The 19,646-nt window shown below is 37.4% G+C and carries 20 protein-coding genes and 1 pseudogene; 19 read left to right on the top strand and 2 right to left on the bottom strand.

Going from position 1 to position 19,646, the window contains the following annotated elements:
• The first annotated feature begins 417 nt into the window (after positions 1 to 417).
• The 4 genes from B3P17_RS00570 (at position 418) to B3P17_RS00555 (ending at position 3,652) form a co-directional block, all read left to right on the top strand.
• A complete protein-coding gene (locus tag B3P17_RS00570) occupies positions 418 to 936 on the top strand; it encodes a mechanosensitive ion channel domain-containing protein (protein ID WP_252637271.1) in 519 nt (172 codons plus the stop codon).
• A 62-nt stretch (positions 937 to 998) separates the two neighbouring features.
• Positions 999 to 1,463, top strand: coding sequence for a single-stranded DNA-binding protein (locus B3P17_RS00565; RefSeq protein WP_252637272.1), 465 nt, complete (start codon positions 999 to 1,001; stop codon positions 1,461 to 1,463).
• A 127-nt stretch (positions 1,464 to 1,590) separates the two neighbouring features.
• A complete protein-coding gene (locus tag B3P17_RS00560) occupies positions 1,591 to 2,154 on the top strand; it encodes a hypothetical protein (protein WP_252637274.1) in 564 nt (187 codons plus the stop codon).
• 7 nt (positions 2,155 to 2,161) lie between these two features.
• Positions 2,162 to 3,652 (top strand): glycosyltransferase family 39 protein, encoded by a 1,491-nt coding sequence (locus B3P17_RS00555; RefSeq protein WP_291102531.1) that lies wholly within the window; start codon positions 2,162 to 2,164, stop codon positions 3,650 to 3,652.
• A 1-nt stretch (position 3,653) separates the two neighbouring features.
• On the opposite strand, the gene B3P17_RS00550 is transcribed toward B3P17_RS00555, so the two are convergent.
• Together B3P17_RS00550 and B3P17_RS00545 are read right to left on the bottom strand one after the other, a co-directional pair.
• Positions 3,654 to 4,469, bottom strand: a complete 816-nt coding sequence (locus B3P17_RS00550; protein ID WP_252637277.1) for a hypothetical protein — start codon at positions 4,467 to 4,469, stop codon at positions 3,654 to 3,656.
• Positions 4,470 to 4,692: 223 nt separating this feature from the next.
• A complete protein-coding gene (locus B3P17_RS00545; RefSeq protein WP_252637279.1) occupies positions 4,693 to 5,325 on the bottom strand; it encodes an ExbD/TolR family protein in 633 nt (210 codons plus the stop codon).
• Positions 5,326 to 5,458: 133 nt separating this feature from the next.
• Between B3P17_RS00545 and B3P17_RS00540 the strand changes: the two genes are divergently transcribed.
• The 15 genes and pseudogenes from B3P17_RS00540 to B3P17_RS00470 all read left to right on the top strand — a co-directional run bounded on the left by B3P17_RS00540 (position 5,459) and on the right by B3P17_RS00470 (position 19,546).
• The gene (locus B3P17_RS00540) at positions 5,459 to 6,577 is read left to right on the top strand and encodes an LTA synthase family protein (RefSeq protein WP_291102524.1); all 1,119 of its coding nucleotides are present in this window, start codon (positions 5,459 to 5,461) and stop codon (positions 6,575 to 6,577) included.
• Positions 6,578 to 6,606: 29 nt separating this feature from the next.
• Positions 6,607 to 7,263, top strand: a complete 657-nt coding sequence (locus B3P17_RS00535; protein ID WP_291102521.1) for an LTA synthase family protein — start codon at positions 6,607 to 6,609, stop codon at positions 7,261 to 7,263.
• Between the two features lie 95 nt (positions 7,264 to 7,358).
• Positions 7,359 to 7,829 (top strand): DUF4251 domain-containing protein, encoded by a 471-nt coding sequence (locus B3P17_RS00530; protein WP_252637283.1) that lies wholly within the window; start codon positions 7,359 to 7,361, stop codon positions 7,827 to 7,829.
• Between the two features lie 123 nt (positions 7,830 to 7,952).
• Complete coding sequence (lpxD, locus tag B3P17_RS00525; RefSeq protein WP_252637301.1) at positions 7,953 to 8,993, top strand: UDP-3-O-(3-hydroxymyristoyl)glucosamine N-acyltransferase; 1,041 nt, start codon at positions 7,953 to 7,955, stop codon at positions 8,991 to 8,993.
• 14 nt (positions 8,994 to 9,007) lie between these two features.
• Positions 9,008 to 10,393, top strand: coding sequence for a bifunctional UDP-3-O-[3-hydroxymyristoyl] N-acetylglucosamine deacetylase/3-hydroxyacyl-ACP dehydratase (locus tag B3P17_RS00520; protein ID WP_252637285.1), 1,386 nt, complete (start codon positions 9,008 to 9,010; stop codon positions 10,391 to 10,393).
• 10 nt (positions 10,394 to 10,403) lie between these two features.
• Positions 10,404 to 11,189 (top strand): acyl-ACP--UDP-N-acetylglucosamine O-acyltransferase, encoded by a 786-nt coding sequence (lpxA, locus tag B3P17_RS00515; RefSeq protein WP_252637286.1) that lies wholly within the window; start codon positions 10,404 to 10,406, stop codon positions 11,187 to 11,189.
• A 96-nt stretch (positions 11,190 to 11,285) separates the two neighbouring features.
• Positions 11,286 to 13,087: pseudogene (gene typA, locus B3P17_RS00510) on the top strand (translational GTPase TypA).
• Positions 13,088 to 13,400: 313 nt separating this feature from the next.
• Complete coding sequence (locus B3P17_RS00505) at positions 13,401 to 13,949, top strand: DUF1599 domain-containing protein (protein ID WP_252637290.1); 549 nt, start codon at positions 13,401 to 13,403, stop codon at positions 13,947 to 13,949.
• 8 nt (positions 13,950 to 13,957) lie between these two features.
• The gene (locus B3P17_RS00500) at positions 13,958 to 15,301 is read left to right on the top strand and encodes a BT_3928 family protein (RefSeq protein ID WP_252637292.1); all 1,344 of its coding nucleotides are present in this window, start codon (positions 13,958 to 13,960) and stop codon (positions 15,299 to 15,301) included.
• Positions 15,302 to 15,333: 32 nt separating this feature from the next.
• Positions 15,334 to 16,080: a triose-phosphate isomerase gene (gene tpiA / locus B3P17_RS00495; RefSeq protein WP_252637294.1), complete on the top strand. Its 747-nt coding sequence runs from the start codon at positions 15,334 to 15,336 to the stop codon at positions 16,078 to 16,080.
• A 78-nt stretch (positions 16,081 to 16,158) separates the two neighbouring features.
• Positions 16,159 to 16,665, top strand: a complete 507-nt coding sequence (locus B3P17_RS00490) for an SPOR domain-containing protein (protein ID WP_135106883.1) — start codon at positions 16,159 to 16,161, stop codon at positions 16,663 to 16,665.
• Positions 16,666 to 16,680: 15 nt separating this feature from the next.
• Positions 16,681 to 17,244: a GTP cyclohydrolase I FolE gene (folE, locus tag B3P17_RS00485; protein WP_006841378.1), complete on the top strand. Its 564-nt coding sequence runs from the start codon at positions 16,681 to 16,683 to the stop codon at positions 17,242 to 17,244.
• A gap of 74 nt (positions 17,245 to 17,318) precedes the next feature.
• Positions 17,319 to 17,972 (top strand): TatD family hydrolase, encoded by a 654-nt coding sequence (locus B3P17_RS00480; RefSeq protein WP_252637295.1) that lies wholly within the window; start codon positions 17,319 to 17,321, stop codon positions 17,970 to 17,972.
• Between the two features lie 43 nt (positions 17,973 to 18,015).
• Complete coding sequence (locus B3P17_RS00475; RefSeq protein ID WP_252637297.1) at positions 18,016 to 19,080, top strand: asparaginase; 1,065 nt, start codon at positions 18,016 to 18,018, stop codon at positions 19,078 to 19,080.
• Positions 19,067 to 19,546: a YkgJ family cysteine cluster protein gene (locus tag B3P17_RS00470; protein ID WP_252637299.1), complete on the top strand. Its 480-nt coding sequence runs from the start codon at positions 19,067 to 19,069 to the stop codon at positions 19,544 to 19,546. The genes B3P17_RS00475 and B3P17_RS00470 overlap by 14 nt, the downstream gene beginning before the upstream one ends.
• Positions 19,547 to 19,646 lie beyond the last annotated feature (100 nt).

Genomic DNA, 19,646 nt, shown 5'->3' with positions numbered 1-19,646 from the left:
GTGTAGTTCAAGAAATAGGAAATAATAAGATAATTATCGATGTTAGATTTGGAAAAAGACTTGAAGGTAATGGAGCTCTAGGTAGTAGAGCTGTATTATATGTAGCGAAAATGACGCAATTAAGATCGTATTTCCAATATCAGAGTGGAAAATTCAGCTTCAATAATGAAAAAAGCGTTGCTATCCCTATAAAATTCCGTTATAACAAGACCGTTACAGAAAATGGGCAGGATGTTGTAAAAGAAACATTAGATGGAAATTGGAACACCGACTCATCTGCCAAATATCTCCTATACTTTGAGTCAGCATCCTGATAAATAGTATATGATGAAATATATGAGAAGGCACAACAATCAAAAAGTTGTGCTTTTTTGTTATAAATAAGTTTTATATTAATATTAAAAAAGACGATAAGGAATGATTGAAGTTGTAGAAGAGTATTTACCTCAGATTATAGCGTCAGTTTTTATTATATTACTAACGCCACTATCTAAATATGTATCAAGAAAGATAATAATAAAATATGGACAACTAACCTTAAAGGCTGAAGCCCGAATATTTCAAATAATACAGGTAATCAATATACTGATTAATTTTGTTTGTGTTGTTGCGCTTGCAATTATATGGGGAGTACAACCTCAGAATATGTTGGTTGCAGTTTCTTCTATATTTGCTGTTATTGGGGTTGCTTTGTTTGCGCAATGGTCTATCCTTAGCAATATTACGGCTGGCATTATAATTTTCTTTTCGATGCCGTTCAGAATAGGTGACAAAATACATATTCTTGATAAGGATACCCCGATAGAGGCTATAATAGAAAATGTACTTACTTTTCATACATACCTCAGAACAATGGATGGAGAACAGATTATAATACCTAATTCTTTATTTCTTCAAAAAATAGTATCGGTTGGTAAACCGAAAGAAGAACAATGAAATAACAACAAGCGATTTTTTTTCTATATTTGTGTATCTATAGTTAAAAAATATTTCAAGATATGTCGATAAATAAAGTAATACTGGTAGGAAATGTAGGGAAAGACCCCGATGTAAAATATTTTGATAACGGAAGCGTTGTTGCTAACTTTACGTTGGCTACTACCGAAAGAGGCTACACTGCTGCAAACGGAACTCAGATACCTGACCGTACAGAGTGGCATAATATTGTCTGCTGGCGTGGCTTGGCTAAAGTCGCAGAGCAATTTGTGAGAAAAGGGACTCAGGTATATGTTGAAGGGAAAATTCGTTCGCGTACTTACGATGATGCCAATGGAGTGAAGCGTTACGTTAATGAGATATATGCAGACAATCTTGAACTATTGGGAAGTCGTAAACGTGAAGGAGGAGACTCTCCTGCCGGCTATGGTTCATCTACGGGGTATGGTTCGGATAACACACCGACAGAGAATACAGGGTATCAAACCCCTCCAATGATGGCAGAGGAGGATGACCTGCCATTTTGATTTAGTAGATACTGAAAGATATGTGTAATGCTTCCTTAGAGGAAGTGTATAGAATAAAATATAAAACTGAACAGATTAAGTAAAATAGTAGCCACTGTTTGATTAATCTGTTCTTTGTATTGTTACGATGAAAATATTAAGTATTCTTTTTTTTGTTTTTACATTTACTTTAAGTTCCTGTAGCGAATATACTCCTAAGCCTATTGGATATGCTCGTATAGAAAAGGTGGCGGCTGACACTGTTAGGTTACAAGCTTCCGACTTCTCTTTTCTATACTCCTCACTCGCAAAAATAGAATACTTGAATCCCGAAGTTAAAAATGAGGTTTGGTTCAATATTTATTATCCGACATACAAAGCAAAAATTTATTGTACCTATATTCCTACTAATAATAAAGAATTACCTAAGATGCTTGACGATAGTCATCAATTGGCATATAGCCATGCGGTAAAAGCGGAGAGCATATCACAAACTCTATTTTCTGATTCGCTAAAACATTTATCAGGCTTGATATATGATATAAAAGGCTCTGTTGCATCTCCTGTCCAATTTTATGTGACCAATAACTCTTCAAAATTTATGAGAGGTGCGCTATATTTTGACGATGCTGTAAAATCAGACTCAATCGCCCCTGTCGTTGCTTTTTTGCGTGACGATATTGTTCGCATGATGGAGTCGCTGCAATGGTAGTACGGTAATGAAATTTAGAAATAAAAACCGGAAAGTTTCTTCTGTTTATATCTTGCTTTTTGCGATAGGTATTAGCCTGTTTACTTACCTCGACTTCGCCGACTTGACTATACCTTATGATAATGCATACTCCATATTTATGGTGAAATCGTCATACTCCGATATCGTAAAGATTACCGCAAAAGATGTTCATCCACCCCTCTACTATTGGGGACTCAAAGCATTCAATGCGATCTTCGGAGACACAATCTTTTCATTAAGGCTCTTTTCCGCGTTGGGCATATTTGCTACATTCTTGCTAGGGTACTTTCTTATAAGAAAGCACTTTGGAGAGAGAGTGACACTTGTATTTATCTCCCTTCTCATCATGTTTCCCGTTACGCAATATTTGGTAACAGATATACGGATGTACTCATGGTCTATGTTTTTTGTATTGGCTTGTGCTATTTGTGGCTATAAAGTATACTTGGAGGGGTGTTTCCGCAATTGGGGGGTGTTTCTAATAACCGGACTTTGTGCTGCCTATTTGCATAACTATGGACTGCTGAGTGTTGTGGGCATTTATATTTTCCTACTTGTATTTTTAGTACAGAAAAAGAAGGAGTGGAGGCGTTTGATTTACTGTGGAATAATATTCTCTGCTTTGTATGCTCCTTGGCTTTTACAACTGATATGGCAGTTTTCGGATGTAGCTAACGAGTATTGGATAAAACCGCTGACATTAAACGATCTGTTCTTAAACATCTATTATTTTTATTCTCCTAAAGAGGTTTGGAGGCCATTTACCGATTTTTCTAAAATACAGATGATGATAGGACTCATTATTGTGATGGGTATCCAACTGCTAATAACACTTAAGGTGTTATGCTCGGGGATTAAAAACAGAGATGAAAAGACTTATCTGGCGATCATTTCTTTTTTGGTATTCCTTCTTCCTATTTTAATAGCGGCTCTGATTTCAATATTATATGTGCCAATATTGGCGAGCCGTTATATGACATGTTCTTTCGGCCTTTTCGTTTTAAGTATGGCATTTGTTTTTGACAAGGCATACGAGTATCCGATTTACAGACGGTTGACGAATGTATTTTTTGTATTATTGATTTTTGTAGGAGGCATTCGGGTATATTCAGGGGTGAAATATTACAACGAAACAGAATCTTTATATCATAAAATACGTGAGTTTACTGCCAGCAATCGAGAAAAGTCGATTCTTCTCGCCGCTGATTCTTCTTACTCGGTAATGCCAAGCTTGCAGATTATTGTTCCCAACAATCATTTTTATATCTTGAATAGAGCTGTTGATAATGATTTCAGCCCTTTTGTATTTCAAAAAATAGATTCTATACCTCTTTGTGATTTTATATTGGTGCACCATGAGCCTAAAGAAATTAGTGCAGACTTTAGGAAATATCAACATCAGCTATCAAAACGCTATATTTTTTCAGATAGCATAAACGCTCTTGATTCTTATCTTTATAAGCTAAAACTGAGATAGATTAATAGTCATCATAGTAGGTGGTTTTCTCTGGTTCGCCATATATGACACCAACCACTATTAGTCCGGCTCCACCTATAATGCCTAATGTTGTATATAAGGCATCATTATTGGCGGGTTTTTCTACATAGAATAGATCCCCACGATCTAGTAATTGATTAAACATCTCAGAAGGTTTTGCTTCTGTTCTTATCAGGCTCGATAAATAGAAGTCTTGCTCAAAAACCATCGGTTTATCGGGTTGAGAATAAATGGTCAAATAACTTTTAAAAGCCAATGGAGTATCGGTTTGATCAAAGTCTCGTCTTCTGATTTTTAAAGCGACGTCTCCTTGCCCTCCCATTGTTGCATTCTTATAACTTTTCTTATTTATATGATCAAATTTGGGGCTTAAGATTAAAGGTATTTCACTTACCATAGTTTGTGGAGGAATAAAACTTACACTCTTTGGGAGCGATGCTGCCCCACTAAAGCTGCCCCATGAAGATGAGCTATTGTTAGCAACACTATCCCAATCTCCAGAGTAATTAATTTCTTCTCCCGAATACGTTGTCGCTACATTATCTATGATAAGTGCAGATTTGCCCCAGTCTACATATAGTGGCTTGTCAGATTTATTGAATACCGTGATTTGTACCGGACCATCCTGTCCCTTAAAACAATAAGCAATCCACAGACTATCCGTTTCTAAAAGAAAATCTCCATTATCTACTTTTTCTACGTACTCGTTAGGTGTGTTTAGGGTAGAGTAGAAAAATGTAGAACTACATGATGTGAAGATTAAAATTGTAGATAATGTAAAAAACAAATATTTCATCTAAGTCTATTTTTTGTATTCATTATTGGTATCAAAAGGTTATTAGAGAATGGCTGCTCTCTTTGAGATAAAGGTACAAAAGATATTAACACAAGCAATATGTTTGAAAAAATATTAGCAGGTACTTTTTTCCTTTTCTAACATCTGCTTTTTCTGAAAAAAGAGGTTGCAGCTATTTACTGCAACCCCATACTGATATTATATATATATGTGTAAGGAAGAATTATTCAGGTCTGTCGGCCATGGCGGTTAATTTACCCTTTGTTTTCAGGTTTTCCATCAGTACTTTATCGCCATCTTCAAGATCTACAATTGTGTATTTCCCAACTCCGCATATTTGCATTTCATCGAGAGCGTCTACCAGATTTTTATAATTGGATTTTTCTGTTGGCTTTATCAAAACAATAAGCCCATCCTTTGATTTTTTTACATTGCTAGACATTTCTTTAAATTCCTTTTCAGTGATTTGTTTTTTATAACGTTTTTGTCTCAACTCTTTTATCTTAGACATGTTTGCGTTGTTTCGGGTTAGCAACATATTGCGTAAACCAAGAGTGTTTGTTTCTTTCAATGATGTATAATCTTCATAATTTGCTAAGCCTTCATAATAGTAAACCTTATCATTCTCTCCCAAAATCACTGTTACAGATTTTGAGTCGGGCACAGGTTGTTCTCCCTTATCTGTTGGCATAGCTACATCCATTATTTGAGGAATGCTTAATGTTGTGCAAAACATGAAGAATGTAATCAGTAAAAGATTCATGTCTACCATCGGAGTAAAGTCTACTCTTAATATCTTGCGTTCAGGTCTGCCTTTTTTAGTTTCGCTCTTACCTGTAGTATCTATGTTAGCCATAATATTTATTCTTTAAGAGGTTAAACATCTATTTTTACTTAATAGAGATAACAGATGTTGAATTTCCATAAATTACTATGACTTTTTTTTTAGATAAATTATCTTTGTGCCTCATCTAATCTTTTAGATCCAAATGAAGCAAAGAATAATCCTATATTTGACTGTATTTTTCTATTTCGTTCTTCTGTTCCTTATCGGCAAAATTCTGTTTACTTTTATACATGCCTCTTTGGGAGGGGGTGTTTCGGCAAAAGATATGCTTGATATACTGTATAATGGTTTGCCTCTCGATTTGTCGATGAGCGGATACCTCACAGTACTTCCTGCACTTATCCTTATTGCGTCTATTTGGATCAAACCTCAAATCATAGCACGAGTATACAATATTTACTTTGGGATTATATTGTTGTTGATAGTAATAATAACGGTTGTCGACCTTGTTGTATATCCATATTGGGGATTTCACTTCGACTCTACGGTTTTTCTTTATCTGAAAAAGCCAAAAGAAACTTTTGCAAGTGCCTCTGTTCTCGACTTCGTATTTGGCATACTGGGTATGGCTATATATTTTGTAGTATCTTACCTAGGATATATGTATATTATAAGAAAGCAAGTCCTTAATTTTACGGTTCCAAAGAGTATCGCTAAATCTTGTATTATGCTCGTCGTTCTGCTGGCGGCACTCTTTCTTCCTATCAGGGGTGGGGTTACTGTATCTACTATGAATATTGGTCAGGTATATTATAGCGACAATATGTTCTTTAATCATGCGGCTATCAACCCCGAATTCAACCTGATGGCGTCATTCTTTAAATCTGATAATTTTGCTTCGCAATATCAATTTTATGATAAAAAAGAGGCTGAAAAGGTGTTTGCTCAACTAAATTTTCAGCCTAAAAGTGATAGTGTTCCTAGACTATTGAAAACAGATAGACCTAATATCATATTGTTTATTCTCGAGAGTTTTTCTGCAAATGTGGCTTTAGATTCTGTTGTGGCTCCTAATATGAGTCGCTATGCGAAGGAAGGCGTGTTCTTCAAAAACTTCTATGCAAACAGCTTTCGCACCGATCGGGGACTTGTTTCTATTCTGAGCGGTTATCCTGCACACCCTACTGTGGCTATAATGAAATATCCGCAAAAGACAGGAACGTTAGCTACTATCCCCAAAGCATTGAAAGATGCAGGCTATAATAATCTCTCTTTTTATTATGGTGGTGATGCTGATTTCGCTAATNNGAATGCGGAATAAAAGACATTGTCTCTGATAAAAAATTTCCTTTGAGCGAGCGCCTTACCAAATGGGGAGTTCCTGATAAGTTTTTGATAAACAGGCTGCACGAAGATCTACTCTCAAAAGAGCAAAGTGAACCTTACGTCAAAGTTGTGCTTACCCTTAGTAGCCATGAGCCATTCGATGTGCCCCGAGCTGGATTCAAAGAACCGTTTCTTGATGCAGTACATTATACTGATGAGTGTCTGGGCAATTTCGTAGAACAATTGAAGAAAACAAAACAGTGGGATAACACCTTGATTCTCTTCGTTGCCGATCATGCAATGCAGTCGTATCCCAAAGGCTTGAGCAATAGCGATCCGGAGCGTTTTCGTATTCCTCTTATATGGATAGGAGGCGCTATAAAACAGCCGGTAACAGTTTCATCTTATGCTTCGCAAAATGATATAGCTACAACTTTGCTGTCTCAGTTAAACTTAAAACATGATGACTTTAAGTTCAGTAAAAATATCCTAAGTCCCGAAGGTAATAAATTTGCATTCTATTCTTATGTCAATGGCTTTAGCATGACAGACTCTACGGGAATGGTAACTTACGATAATGATAAGCAAAGCATTATTCATCATAAAGGCGATGTGACTGATTTGGAGAAAAAAGCCAAATCATTTTTTCAGATGATGTATCTTGATTTGGGTAATAGATAAGAGTTCTTGTTTTTTAGTTTGTTTATACTGAAATGTTTAAACAATATTTTATATCCAAGCGTTATTTATTATAAAATAAAATGGAGGGCTTTAACATGAGAACAATACTTGTACTGACCGCTATCGTTATTCTAGGATTTAGTTGTAAAGCGGGAGACAGCCTGACAAAGCAGCAAGCCATTACTAAGCTGACAGAAAAAATAGAATCTACAAACTATACTTTTGTCCCTCAAACGGCTTTGCCGATGAGTGGGAAATCAATAAGTTTGAATTACTCGTACTCTCTTAAAGTATCTAAGGATACTATAGATTCTTATCTGCCATATTTTGGCAGAGCATACACTGCGCCAATTTCACCAACGGATGGAGGAATAAAATTTGCAAGTAAAGATTTTGACTATTCTGTTACAAAGAATAAAAAAGGGATGTGGGATGTTTCTATAACTACAAAAGATACTCCACGCAAATACGCTCTCAGCCTCTCTATCGGAGACTCCGGATATGCTACCTTAGTAGTGAATGAAAATAATAGACAACCAATCTCTTTTTACGGAAAGATAGAATAATTAATAATATTTCGCTTTGATCAGCCGTTTTTTTAGCATAAAAGTAATATATTTGGAAAATTATTAGTTATTTCGCACCCTTAATAAGGGGTGCCAAATATTTTTTAGTCTATTTTTATGCAAATATCCTTCACTGCAAAGCAGATTGCTACAGTCTTAAATGGAACTATTGAAGGGGATTCTTCAGTTGAAGTGAATAATTTTTCACGTATAGAAGACGGTAAACCCGGGACATTGACATTTTTAGCAAATCCCAAATATACCCATTACATATATACAACAGACGCCAGTATCGTATTGGTGAATAATGATTTTGTAGCAGAACGTCCGATAAAGGCAACGCTGGTGCGTTGTTTTAATGCCTATGCAGCTCTTGCCATATTATTGGATATGGTAGAGAAAATGAAACCTCAGAAGAAAGGAATAGAAGCAATGTCTTTTGTTGCAGATACTGCTAAGCTCGGCGAAAATGTATATGTGGGAGCATTCTCATATATTGCAGAAGGTGCAGTAGTGGGCAATAATTCGAAGATATATCCACAATCTTATATTGGAGACAATGTTACAATCGGGGATAATACAATCATCTATCCCGGAGTGAAAATATATCAAGGATGTATTATCGGTAATAATTGTATCATACACAGTGGTGCGGTTATCGGAAGCGATGGCTTTGGTTTTGCACCCGAAGGTGAGATATATAAAAAGATTCCTCAGATGGGTATTGTACGCATTGAGGATGATGTGGAAATAGGAGCAAATACAACTATCGATCGCGCCGTGATGGATGCGACTGTTATACATAAAGGGGTTAAGTTAGACAACTTGATTCAGATTGCACATAATGTTGAAGTCGGAGATAATACAGTAATGGCGGCTCAGGTCGGCATATCCGGCTCTACTAAAGTCGGCAAACACTGTATGTTTGGTGGACAGGTAGGATTGGGCGGACATATTACCATTGGTGATAATGCGAATATAGGTGCTCAGTCTGGTATAATAAGCAATATTGCACCCGAAGCAAAAATACTTGGGTCCCCGGCAGTACCAGTGAAAGATTTCTTCAGATCAAGTATCATATTTCCTAAATTACCTGAAATGTACAGGCAGTTAGCCCAGTTACAAAAGGAGATTGATGCATTGAAAGCAAATAAACATGAATAATATATTTTAAAAAAATGAGCAAACAGCACACTCTGAAAGGCAGTTTTACATTGCAAGGAAAAGGGCTGCATACAGGATTACCTATAAACATAACATTTAATCCTGCCCCGGACAATCACGGATATAAAATAAAAAGAGTAGACCTGGAAGGTCAACCTATAATTGATGCAGTTGCCGAAAATGTAGGAAATACGCAGCGTGGTACTGTTCTTATAAAGGATAATGTGCAGGTGAGTACTATAGAGCATGCTATGGCTGCTTTGTATGCTCTTAAGATAGATAACTGTCTTATTGAAGTGAATGCTCCTGAGTTTCCGATATTGGATGGGAGTTCGATACAATATGTACAGGGAATATTCGGAGTGGGAACCGAAGAGCAAACAGAGGAAAGAGACTATTTTGTTGTTCGCAACAAGATGGAAGTGGTGGACGAGGAAACCGGCTCTAAACTGACTCTATTGCCTGACGATCGTTTTTGTATCAACTCGTTTATTGAATTCGAATCTAAATATATTCCGAACCAATCGGCTACTCTCGAAAATCTTGCTGATTTTCCTAAAGAAATAGCCAACGCAAGAACTTTTGTTTTTGTGCGTGAAATACAAAAGCTGCTTGAAGCCGGATTGATAAAAGGTGGAGACCTTGATAATGCAATCGTTATTTATGAACGCCAAATATCTCAGCAAGATCTTGATAGTTTAGCTGATTTGCTTGGTGTACCATATAAAGATGCTACAGAGCTTGGTTATTTGAATAACAAGCAAATAATGTATCCGAATGAGCCCGCTCGCCACAAACTATTGGATATAATAGGAGATATGGCCTTGATAGGAAAACCTATCAGAGGCAGAATTATTGCTACCCGTCCGGGACATAAGATCAATAATAAGTTGGCGCGTTTAGTTCGCAAACAGATTAAATTGAATGAAGTCCAGCCACCTGTATATGAGCCTAATAAGCCTGCAGTGTTTGATATAAACAGAATTAAAGAGCTATTGCCTCACAGGTATCCGTTTTTGATGGTGGATAAAGTGATTGAGGTAGGGCAAAAACATATTGTAGGTATAAAAAATATTACAACAAACGAACCTTACTTTCAAGGCCACTTTCCTCAAGAACCGGTTATGCCCGGAGTATTGCAGGTAGAAGCAATGGCACAGGTAGGAGGATTGTTGGTTCTTTCTCAGATTGATGAGCCGGAAAGATACTCTACCTACTTTCTGAAAATAGATAATGTAAAATTCAGAAGTAAAGTAGTGCCGGGAGATACGCTGATTTTCAGACTGAATATGATGTCTGAGATTCGCCGTGGAATTGCCAACATGAAAGGGTTTACTTTTATTGGTGACAGGTTGGTTTCTGAAGCTGAGTTTACCGCGCAAATTGTAAAAAATAAATAATTAAAGTATTATGTCAAACATATCGAATCAGGCTTATGTACACCCGGAAGCTAAAGTGGGTGAAAATGTAACAATTGAACCTTTTGCCTTTATTGACAAAAATACAGAAGTTGGCGATGGCACTATCGTTATGTCGGGTGCTAATATAAGAAACGGAGCCCGAGTAGGAAGTAACTGCCGCATATTTCCGGGAGCTGTAGTAGGCGGAATACCTCAGGATTTGAAATTCAGAGGAGAGGAAAGCCTTGCAATAGTAGGAGATAATACTACAATAAGAGAGTGTGTTACCATAAATAGAGGTACAGCTTCGAAAGGATATACTAAAGTAGGTAATAACTGCTTGCTGATGGCATATAGCCATGTTGCACATGACTGTGTGCTGAATGACAATATCATACTAGGTAATGCTACTCAGTTGGCAGGAGAAGTAGAGGTAGAGCATCATGCAATATTGAGTGGCGGAACACTTGTACATCAATTTACTCGTATCGGGGCACATGCCATGATACAGGGTGGAACCCGTTTAGGGAAAGATATTCCTCCGTATATTATTGCAGGACGCGAACCGGTTTGCTTTTCCGGAGTAAATCTTGTAGGATTACGCAGACATGCTTATAGCAATGAAAAGATAAATGAAATACAAGAAATATACCGTGTAATCTATCAGTCGGGATTCAATTTTTCTGATGCAATCAATAAGATTGAGAGTGAATTTGAAGAAACACCTGAGATGAGACTGATTGTTGATTTTGTTAAAGGTTCGCCACGAGGCATTGTCAGGGGTTATTTGGGGTAAGTATTGTAAAAAGAATAAATTGTAATCCATTTAGATGTTCTAAATGGATTATTTTTTTATAAAAATATTGTACCTTTGCACCCTCAATTTATATATATGCAAAATATTAGAAATATTGCGATTATCGCACACGTCGATCATGGTAAGACTACTCTTGTTGATAAGATGCTTCTTGCCGGACAATTGTTCAGAGAAAATCAATCTTCAGGCGAATTAATACTAGACAATAATGATTTGGAACGTGAGCGAGGAATTACTATCCTTTCTAAAAATGTTTCGATTAATTATAAAGGAACTAAAATCAATATAATAGATACACCCGGACACGCCGACTTTGGTGGCGAGGTTGAACGTGTATTGAATATGGCTGATGGTTGTTTGCTGTTGGTCGATGCATTTGAAGGCCCGATGCCTCAAACCCGTTTTGTATTGCAAAAAGCTATACAGATGGGGTTGAAGCCAATTGTGGTTATTAATAAAGTGGATAAGCCCAACTGTCGTCCTGATGAAGTGCACGAGATGGTTTTCGACTTGATGTTCAGCCTCGACGCATCCGAGGAACAGCTGGACTTCCCTACCATCTATGGATCTGCGAAACAAGCGTGGATGTCGGATGATTGGAGCAAACCAACAGAAGATATAACTCCATTGCTGGACGCTATTGTAAAATATATTCCGGCTCCTGAATATTTGGAAGGAACACCGCAAATGTTGATTACATCATTAGACTATTCTAAATATGTAGGACGTATTGCTATCGGGCGTGTACATCGTGGAGAACTCAGAGAGAATATGGATGTTTCTTTGTGCAAGCGTGATGGAAGTTTTGTAAAAACGAGAATAAAAGAAATAAATATATTTGAAGGACTGGGACGTATAAAAGTTCCGAAAGTTCAGTGTGGGGATATTTGTGCCCTGATAGGAATCGAAGGTTTTGAAATTGGCGACTCGATTGCCGACCTGGAAAATCCGGAAGCGTTACCGACAATCGATATCGATGAACCTACTATGTCAATGTTGTTTACCATCAATGATTCTCCTTTCTTTGGGAAAGATGGTAAATTTGTGACATCAAGGCATATTCACGACCGCTTGATGAGGGAGCTCGACCGCAACTTGGCACTACGTGTTGAAACAACGGACAACTCCGATTCGTGGATTGTTTATGGACGTGGTATTTTGCACTTGTCAATCCTTATCGAGACTATGCGTCGCGAAGGGTATGAGCTGCAAGTTGGTCAGCCAAAGGTTATCATAAAAGACATTGACGGACAAAAATATGAACCGGTAGAGCAATTGACTATCAATTTGCCGGAAGAATATTCAAGTAAAATTATAGACCTTGTGACACGTCGTCGTGGAGAATTGACGATGATGGGTAACAAAAAAGATCGTATCTATCTCGAATTCAATATTCCTTCACGTGGTATTATCGGGTTAAACAACGCTGCACTTACGCTCTCGGCGGGAGAAGCTGTTGTTGCACACCGATTCTTAGAATTCCAACCATGGAAGGGTGATATCGAAAAACGCATGAATGGATCTATTATCGCTAGCGAATCCGGTAATGCGTATGCATATGCTATTGATAAATTGCAAGATAGAGGTAAATTCTTCCTTGAGCCGCAGACAGATATCTATATGGGGCAAATTGTAGGAGAACATAGCAAAGAAGGAGATCTGGTTGTAAATCTTACAAAATCGAAGAAGTTGACCAATGTGCGTGCTTCGGGGACAGATGATAAGGTGAAGCTTGCTCCTCCTGTTATTTTCAGTCTCGAGGATGCCTTGGAATATATAAAAGGGGATGAGTACGTAGAGGTAACGCCGCATGCGATACGTTTACGTAAAATCTANNTCTGGATGAGAATGATCGTAAAAGAATGGCAAAAAAGTGATAAAATGTTCATAATAGATTGGGGGTTATCAGATTATTCTGATAGCCCCTTTTCTTTTTTATACTAAAATTATCTTATAAAGGAGAGCTTTGGTTATTAAGATGAAGGGGGAAACGTGATAGTGAAAAAGTGCGTAAAAGGTGTCACTTTTGTCACCTTTTCACTAAAAAAGGTTTTTTACAGTTTGTTATCATGGAAGCTTTAGAGCATTAAAACTTATAAAAAGTGAAGACAACTTATTATTGACAACTTATGAATCTTATCATTAAACAATTTTTCATACCTTTGCTTCCTTAAAAATAGAGAGATCCACATGGCCGATACCAAACAGCAATTTGAACATGTAATAGCAATATGCCGTACTCTTTTTGCCAAAAAGTTGAAAGATTATGGTGCTTCATGGCGTATACTCCGTCCCCAATCGGTTACTGACCAGATACTGATAAAAGCAAAACGTATAAGAAGTATCGAAGAAAAGGGCGTCAGCCTTATTGATGAAGGTATTGCTCCCGAGTTTATCGGAATCGTGAATTATGGTATCATTGGCTTGATGCAATTGGAATTGGGTTTTTCGGATAGTATAGATATTACCGAAGAGCAGGCTCTGGCATTGTATGATAAACATATGACCGAAACCAAAGAATTGATGTATGCCAAAAATCATGATTATGACGAGGCATGGCGCTCTATGCGGATTAGTTCATATACCGATCTTATTCTGACAAAGATATATCGCACAAAGCAGATAGAAGAAAACAAAGGCAAGACCATTGTTTCGGAAGGAGTAGATGCCAACTATATGGATATGGTAAACTATTCTCTCTTTGGCTTGATAAAGTTAGAATTTCCTGAAGAGGGATAATTAAATAAATGGGCAAAAAGAAGGATGTAATTATAAAGATTTTAGTAGAAATATCCAGAATTATACTGGGTGTGACCTTTATTTTCTCCGGCTTTGTAAAAGCTGTCGACCCTTTTGGTACGGCTTATAAAATCGAAGATTACTTTGCTGCATTCAATCTTACTTCGCTTTCTTTCTTGTCTATGACAGGTTCTGTTCTGCAAAGTGTTGTAGAATTTGCAATGGGGGCATGTATGCTGTTCGGCTTGTACCGCAAGTGGAACTCCCGACTGATGTTGCTGGTTATGGTCTTTATGACGGGGCTTACTCTGTATCTGGCTATAACAGATCCGGTAGAAGATTGCGGATGCTTTGGCGATGCACTGATAATTACCAATTGGCAGACATTCTATAAAAATATAGTACTTCTTATATGCTCTGTTATAGTATTCTTATATTGTGAGCGTATCAGTAATTGGTTTACAGGTAAAACATACTGGCTGGCATTCTTGTATATCTTTATTTTTATTGGTCTTTTCACTTTCCGCAATTATTTATACGATCCCTTGTTCGACTTCCGACCATACAAAATAGGAGCTAATCTTCCTAAATTGATGAATGTAGAGAGTGGAAAAGGGAGAGAAGAGAAGACAGTGCTTGTTTATGCGAAGGATGGAGTAGAAAAGGAGTTTACTGAAGAAAATTATCCTTGGGAAGATAGTACATGGGTTTTTGTGCGAATGGATAATCATGTTATACAGGAAGGAGAAAAGCCTGTTATTAATGATTTTTCTATAAATAAATTGGTCTTTAATTCGGATAGGACAGAGGTTGAAACGCAATTAGATATTACGCAAGAAGTGTTGTCGGATTCAAATTACGTTTTCTTGATGATAACACCTTCGTTAATTAATATGAGTGATTCTTATCTCAGCCGATTCGAGGATATAGAAAACTATGCAAAAGATCATAATTATCATTTCTTTTGTGTGACCGCATCGCCTACAGATGAAATAATAAAATGGTCGAAAGAGAATACGATAAATTTTGATTTCTGTACAGCTGACGGACGCATGCTAAAAACTGTAATTCGTTCCAATCCGGGGCTTATTCTGTTAAAAGAAGGTATTGTAGTCAACAAATGGGCGGATATAGATGTTCCTGCAGAAGAGTATCTTACAAAACCTTTGACTGATTTGCCTTATGGACAGATGATAGATACGAAGGCCGAAGACAAAAAGAACTTGATAGCTGTGTGCGTTGCATTCTTTTTACCATTGTTATTTCTGAAAGGATTGGATTTCCTGTTTTTCAGAAAGATGAAGAAAGAAGCCGTCGTAGAAGAAGAAAATGAAGAAGAAATTAAAGAATAATATATTAATCAATAAAAACAAATATTAAAATCATGAGAAAGAATATTGTTGCAGGAAACTGGAAAATGAACAAGAATCTACAAGAAGGTGTTGCGTTTGCTAAAGAATTAGAAGCTGCATTAGCCGGGAAAACATTAAAATGTGAAGTAATTGTAGGTACTCCATTCATTCATTTGGCAAGCGTAGCTTCATCTACTAAATTGGGTGTTGCTGCTCAAAACTGTGCTGATAAAGTTTCAGGCGCATATACAGGCGAAGTATCAGCTGCAATGGTAGCTTCTACAGGTGCAAAATATGTAATCCTCGGACACTCTGAGCGTCGTACATACTACGGAGAAACAGATGCTATCTTGAAAGAAAAAGTGCTATTGGCTTTAGCTAACGGATTAAGCCCAATTTTCTGCATCGGTGAAACAAAAGAAGAAAGAGAAACAAATGTACATTTCGATGTTGTAAAAAGACAAACAGTAGATGCATTGTTTAATCTTTCTGCCGAAGACTTCTCTAAAATAGTTATTGCTTACGAACCGGTTTGGGCTATTGGTACAGGTCTTACTGCTACATCTGCTCAAGCTCAGGAAATGCACGCTTTCATTCGTCAAACAATTGCTGAAAAATATGGTAAAGAAGTTGCAGATAACACTTCAATCCTATATGGTGGTAGCGCAAACGGAGGAAATGCAAAAGAACTTTTCTCATGTCCTGATATCGACGGCGGACTTATAGGTGGAGCTTCTCTCGATGTTGAGAAATTTATTCCTGTAATTGAAGGATTCTAAGAGATCGACTAAAGTTTATATATAATGTTGCGGATGAACCCTGACCGAATATCCGCAACATTTTTAAATAACACACATATGAAAAAAAGTTTTTATATTTTCTTTTTATTAGGATTGTTTTCGGCTTCTGCGATCGCACAAAACAGTCAGAAAACAATCATTGATGAACTGAACTCATCTAAATGGGGGCAAGGGGATGTAAAAGTTATGCAAGATGATGTGTTGCAGGGTAAAATAGCGGTTCGGAGTACCGAGCCCATAGACTCTCTCGGTGAACCTGAGCCGTCCACATCTTCGAATGCGAATGTAGCTCCCGGAACCAGAGTGAGAGAGTACAAGATTCAAGTTTTTATGGGAAATAATCAGCAACAATCCAAAAGGGAAGCTGAATCGAAGCAGGCACAGATAAGGAATGCTTATCCCGAGCTGAGAACTTCGGTTTCATTTCAGTCTCCATTTTGGCGTCTACGGGTAGGAAACTTCCGTACAAAAGAAGAAGCTGAGCAAATGATGCATGATATGCGCAAAACATTCCCTTCATTCGGACGAGAGATGACCGTCGTGTCGGAGGTCGTTAAACGATAATATATAATCTTCATAATGCAAGAAGAAAACAAAATGAACCTTCTGGAGGAGCACTATAAGAATGTAATTTCTTTGTTAGGCGAAGATCCGGAGCGCGAAGGCCTGTTAATGACACCTCACAGAGTTGCCAAGGCTATGCGATTTTTGACAAAGGGCTACAGTGAAAGCCCCGAAGCTATTTTAAATAAGGCTTTGTTTAAAGAAGATTACCGTCAAATGGTAATTGTAAAAGATATAGATTTTTATTCCTTGTGCGAGCATCACATGCTCCCATTTTGGGGTAAAGCTCATGTAGCATATATTCCCAACGGATATATAACGGGATTGAGTAAGATTGCCCGTGTGGTCGATGTGTTTGCACGTCGTTTACAGGTGCAAGAGCGTATGACCTTACAGATAAAGGAATGTATACAGCAAACTCTTAATCCTTTGGGGGTAATGGTCGTGATAGAAGCTCAGCATATGTGTATGCAGATGCGAGGGGTGGAGAAACAGAATTCGACGACTACCACCTCCGACTTTACAGGAGTATTTAATCAGGCTAAAACTCGGGAAGAATTTATTAATCTTATAAGATAGAGATGTTATAACAATATAAAAAATAACGAGATTTTTTCTGAACAGAAGATAATCTCGTTTTTTCATTTCGGACTATGTATTTATATAATATTCATACACATAAAGTAGATAACGCTTCATGCGAAGGGTATGAGGTGAAGTCTATTATGAATACCTATCCGGAAGATTTTTATGAGAAAAGAAATCAGCATCCTGATTGTTGGTTTTCTTGTGGGGTGCATCCGTGGAATGCCGAAGATTCTGATTCGCAACTCCGCATTTTAGAAGAAATTATTGTTGAGCCCAATGTCGTAGCCATAGGTGAAGCCGGTCTTGATAAATTAAGGGGTGCCGAAATGTCTGTGCAGATAGATGTATTTCGCAAACAGATAGAATTGGCTATGGATGTAAATAAACCTCTTATTATACATTGCGTAAAGGCTTGGGACGAGCTAATCCGATTGTATAAGGAATACAAAGGGAGTAACATCCCTTGGATTATTCATGGTTATAGAGGCAATCCCCTACAGACAGAGCAATTGAGTAAAGTTGGCTTCAAATTTTCGATAGGAGAAAAGTTTAATGCAGATTCGCTTAAGAATATTCCATTGACTGATATTTTTTGTGAAACAGATGAGTCTGATTTGACTATTTGTAAGGTGTATGAAAATATTTCAGGTGAAATGGATGTAAATAAAAATCATTTTGCTATTTTAGTGGCCGATAATGTAGGTCGAGTATTTAAATAATTGACAAAAGTATATTAGGTTATTAATTCTTTTCAGGTAAACTATGATTGATGTTAATGCTCACATATTATTAATTTATACAGGAGGTACAATCGGGATGGTCGAAAATGCTGCTACAGGTTCTTTAGAGCCTTTCGACTTTGCTCATCTGAACAATCATATACCTGAACTTCAGCGTTTCAAGTTTCATGTAGATCATATTGTTTTCGATCCTGTTATAGATTCTTCGGAGATTACGCCCGAACATTGGAAAAAGATGGTGCACATCATCGAAGATAATTATGACGATTACGATGGATTTGTTGTGCTGCATGGTACCGACACAATGGCGTATACGGCCTCGGCTCTCAGCTTTATGCTCGAGAACTTGCATAAGCCTGTAGTGCTTACCGGAGCTCAGCTGCCTATCGGTAAATTGAGGACAGATGCAAAAGAAAATTTGATTACCGCCTTGGAGATAGCCGCCGATAAGAATCAGTTAGGCTATCCAATTGTTCCCGAAGTATGTGTTTTCTTCCAGAACGATTTGCTTCGTGGGAATAGGAGTACCAAAGTGAATGCAGATAATTTTAATGCATTCAAGTCTTACAATTATCCTAATTTAGGAAAATCTGGTATTCAGATAAGGTATGAGAGAAAGGCTATTCATACGCCCGACTATGAGAAGAAAACGATCTTCCATTATCGATTAGATAATAGGATCGCTTCATTAAAGTTGTTCCCGGGAATTGACAAGCAAACCGTAGAGGCAATCTTGACATTGAAGAATATAAGAGCTGTGATTCTTGAAACCTACGGTTCGGGAAATGCTCCTCTCTCACCTTGGTTTCTTGATCTTATCCGCGAAACGGTGAAGCGAGGAGTTATTATAGTCAATATATCCCAATGTGAAATCGGACTTGTAAATATGCAGCGTTACGAGACGGGGCGTGAGCTTTTGCGTGCAGGTGTTATCAGTGGATTTGATGCTACATTCGAAGCCGCTTTAGCTAAGCTGATGTTTCTTATCGGGCATAAGTACGATAAAGAAGATATAAAGATACGAATGCGTGTGCCTCTAATAGGAGAAATTACAAGACCCGAAGACAGAGACAATGAAACAATATGAAAATTTGCAGGTATTAGCTGAGAAAGCGAAACCTCTGTTTCTTCAATATTATAAAAAGAATAAAAAGCGTCTTGGCAAAATGGATATCATTGTGCAGCAATTACACGATGAGGTTTCCGAAAAGATTGACTGCCTGACGTGTGCCAATTGTTGCCGGACATTAGGGCCGGCTATCTACGATAAGGATATTGAGCGGATGGCAAAGGCACTTCGCATAAAACCGTCGGAAGTTGTTTCTTCCTATTTGCGGATAGATGAAGATGGCGATTATGTATTCAAGTCTATGCCTTGTCCTTTTCTTATGGACGATAATTATTGTTCGATATACGAATCTCGACCGAAAGCTTGTCGGGAATATCCTCATACGGATCGGAAAAATTTTGAGCAGATTTATAAATTAACTGTAAAAAATGCGAGTACTTGTCCAATCGCATATGAAGTTCTTTGCAAATTAATGGACAAGTGATGTGCTTTTCTAAAATTAATCAATCGCTCCTTTTCCGCGTCCCTTCTTCTTTCTCGTCTAAAATTTTCAAAAAAGGTTTGAAAAAAAATATGTTTAACAA

The sequence above is a fragment of the Dysgonomonas sp. UBA7630 genome (assembly GCF_002483985.1).
Taxonomy (GTDB): domain Bacteria; phylum Bacteroidota; class Bacteroidia; order Bacteroidales; family Dysgonomonadaceae; genus Dysgonomonas.
Note: the sequence above shows the minus strand (reverse complement) of the source record. Positions and strands in the feature narration are given on the sequence as shown.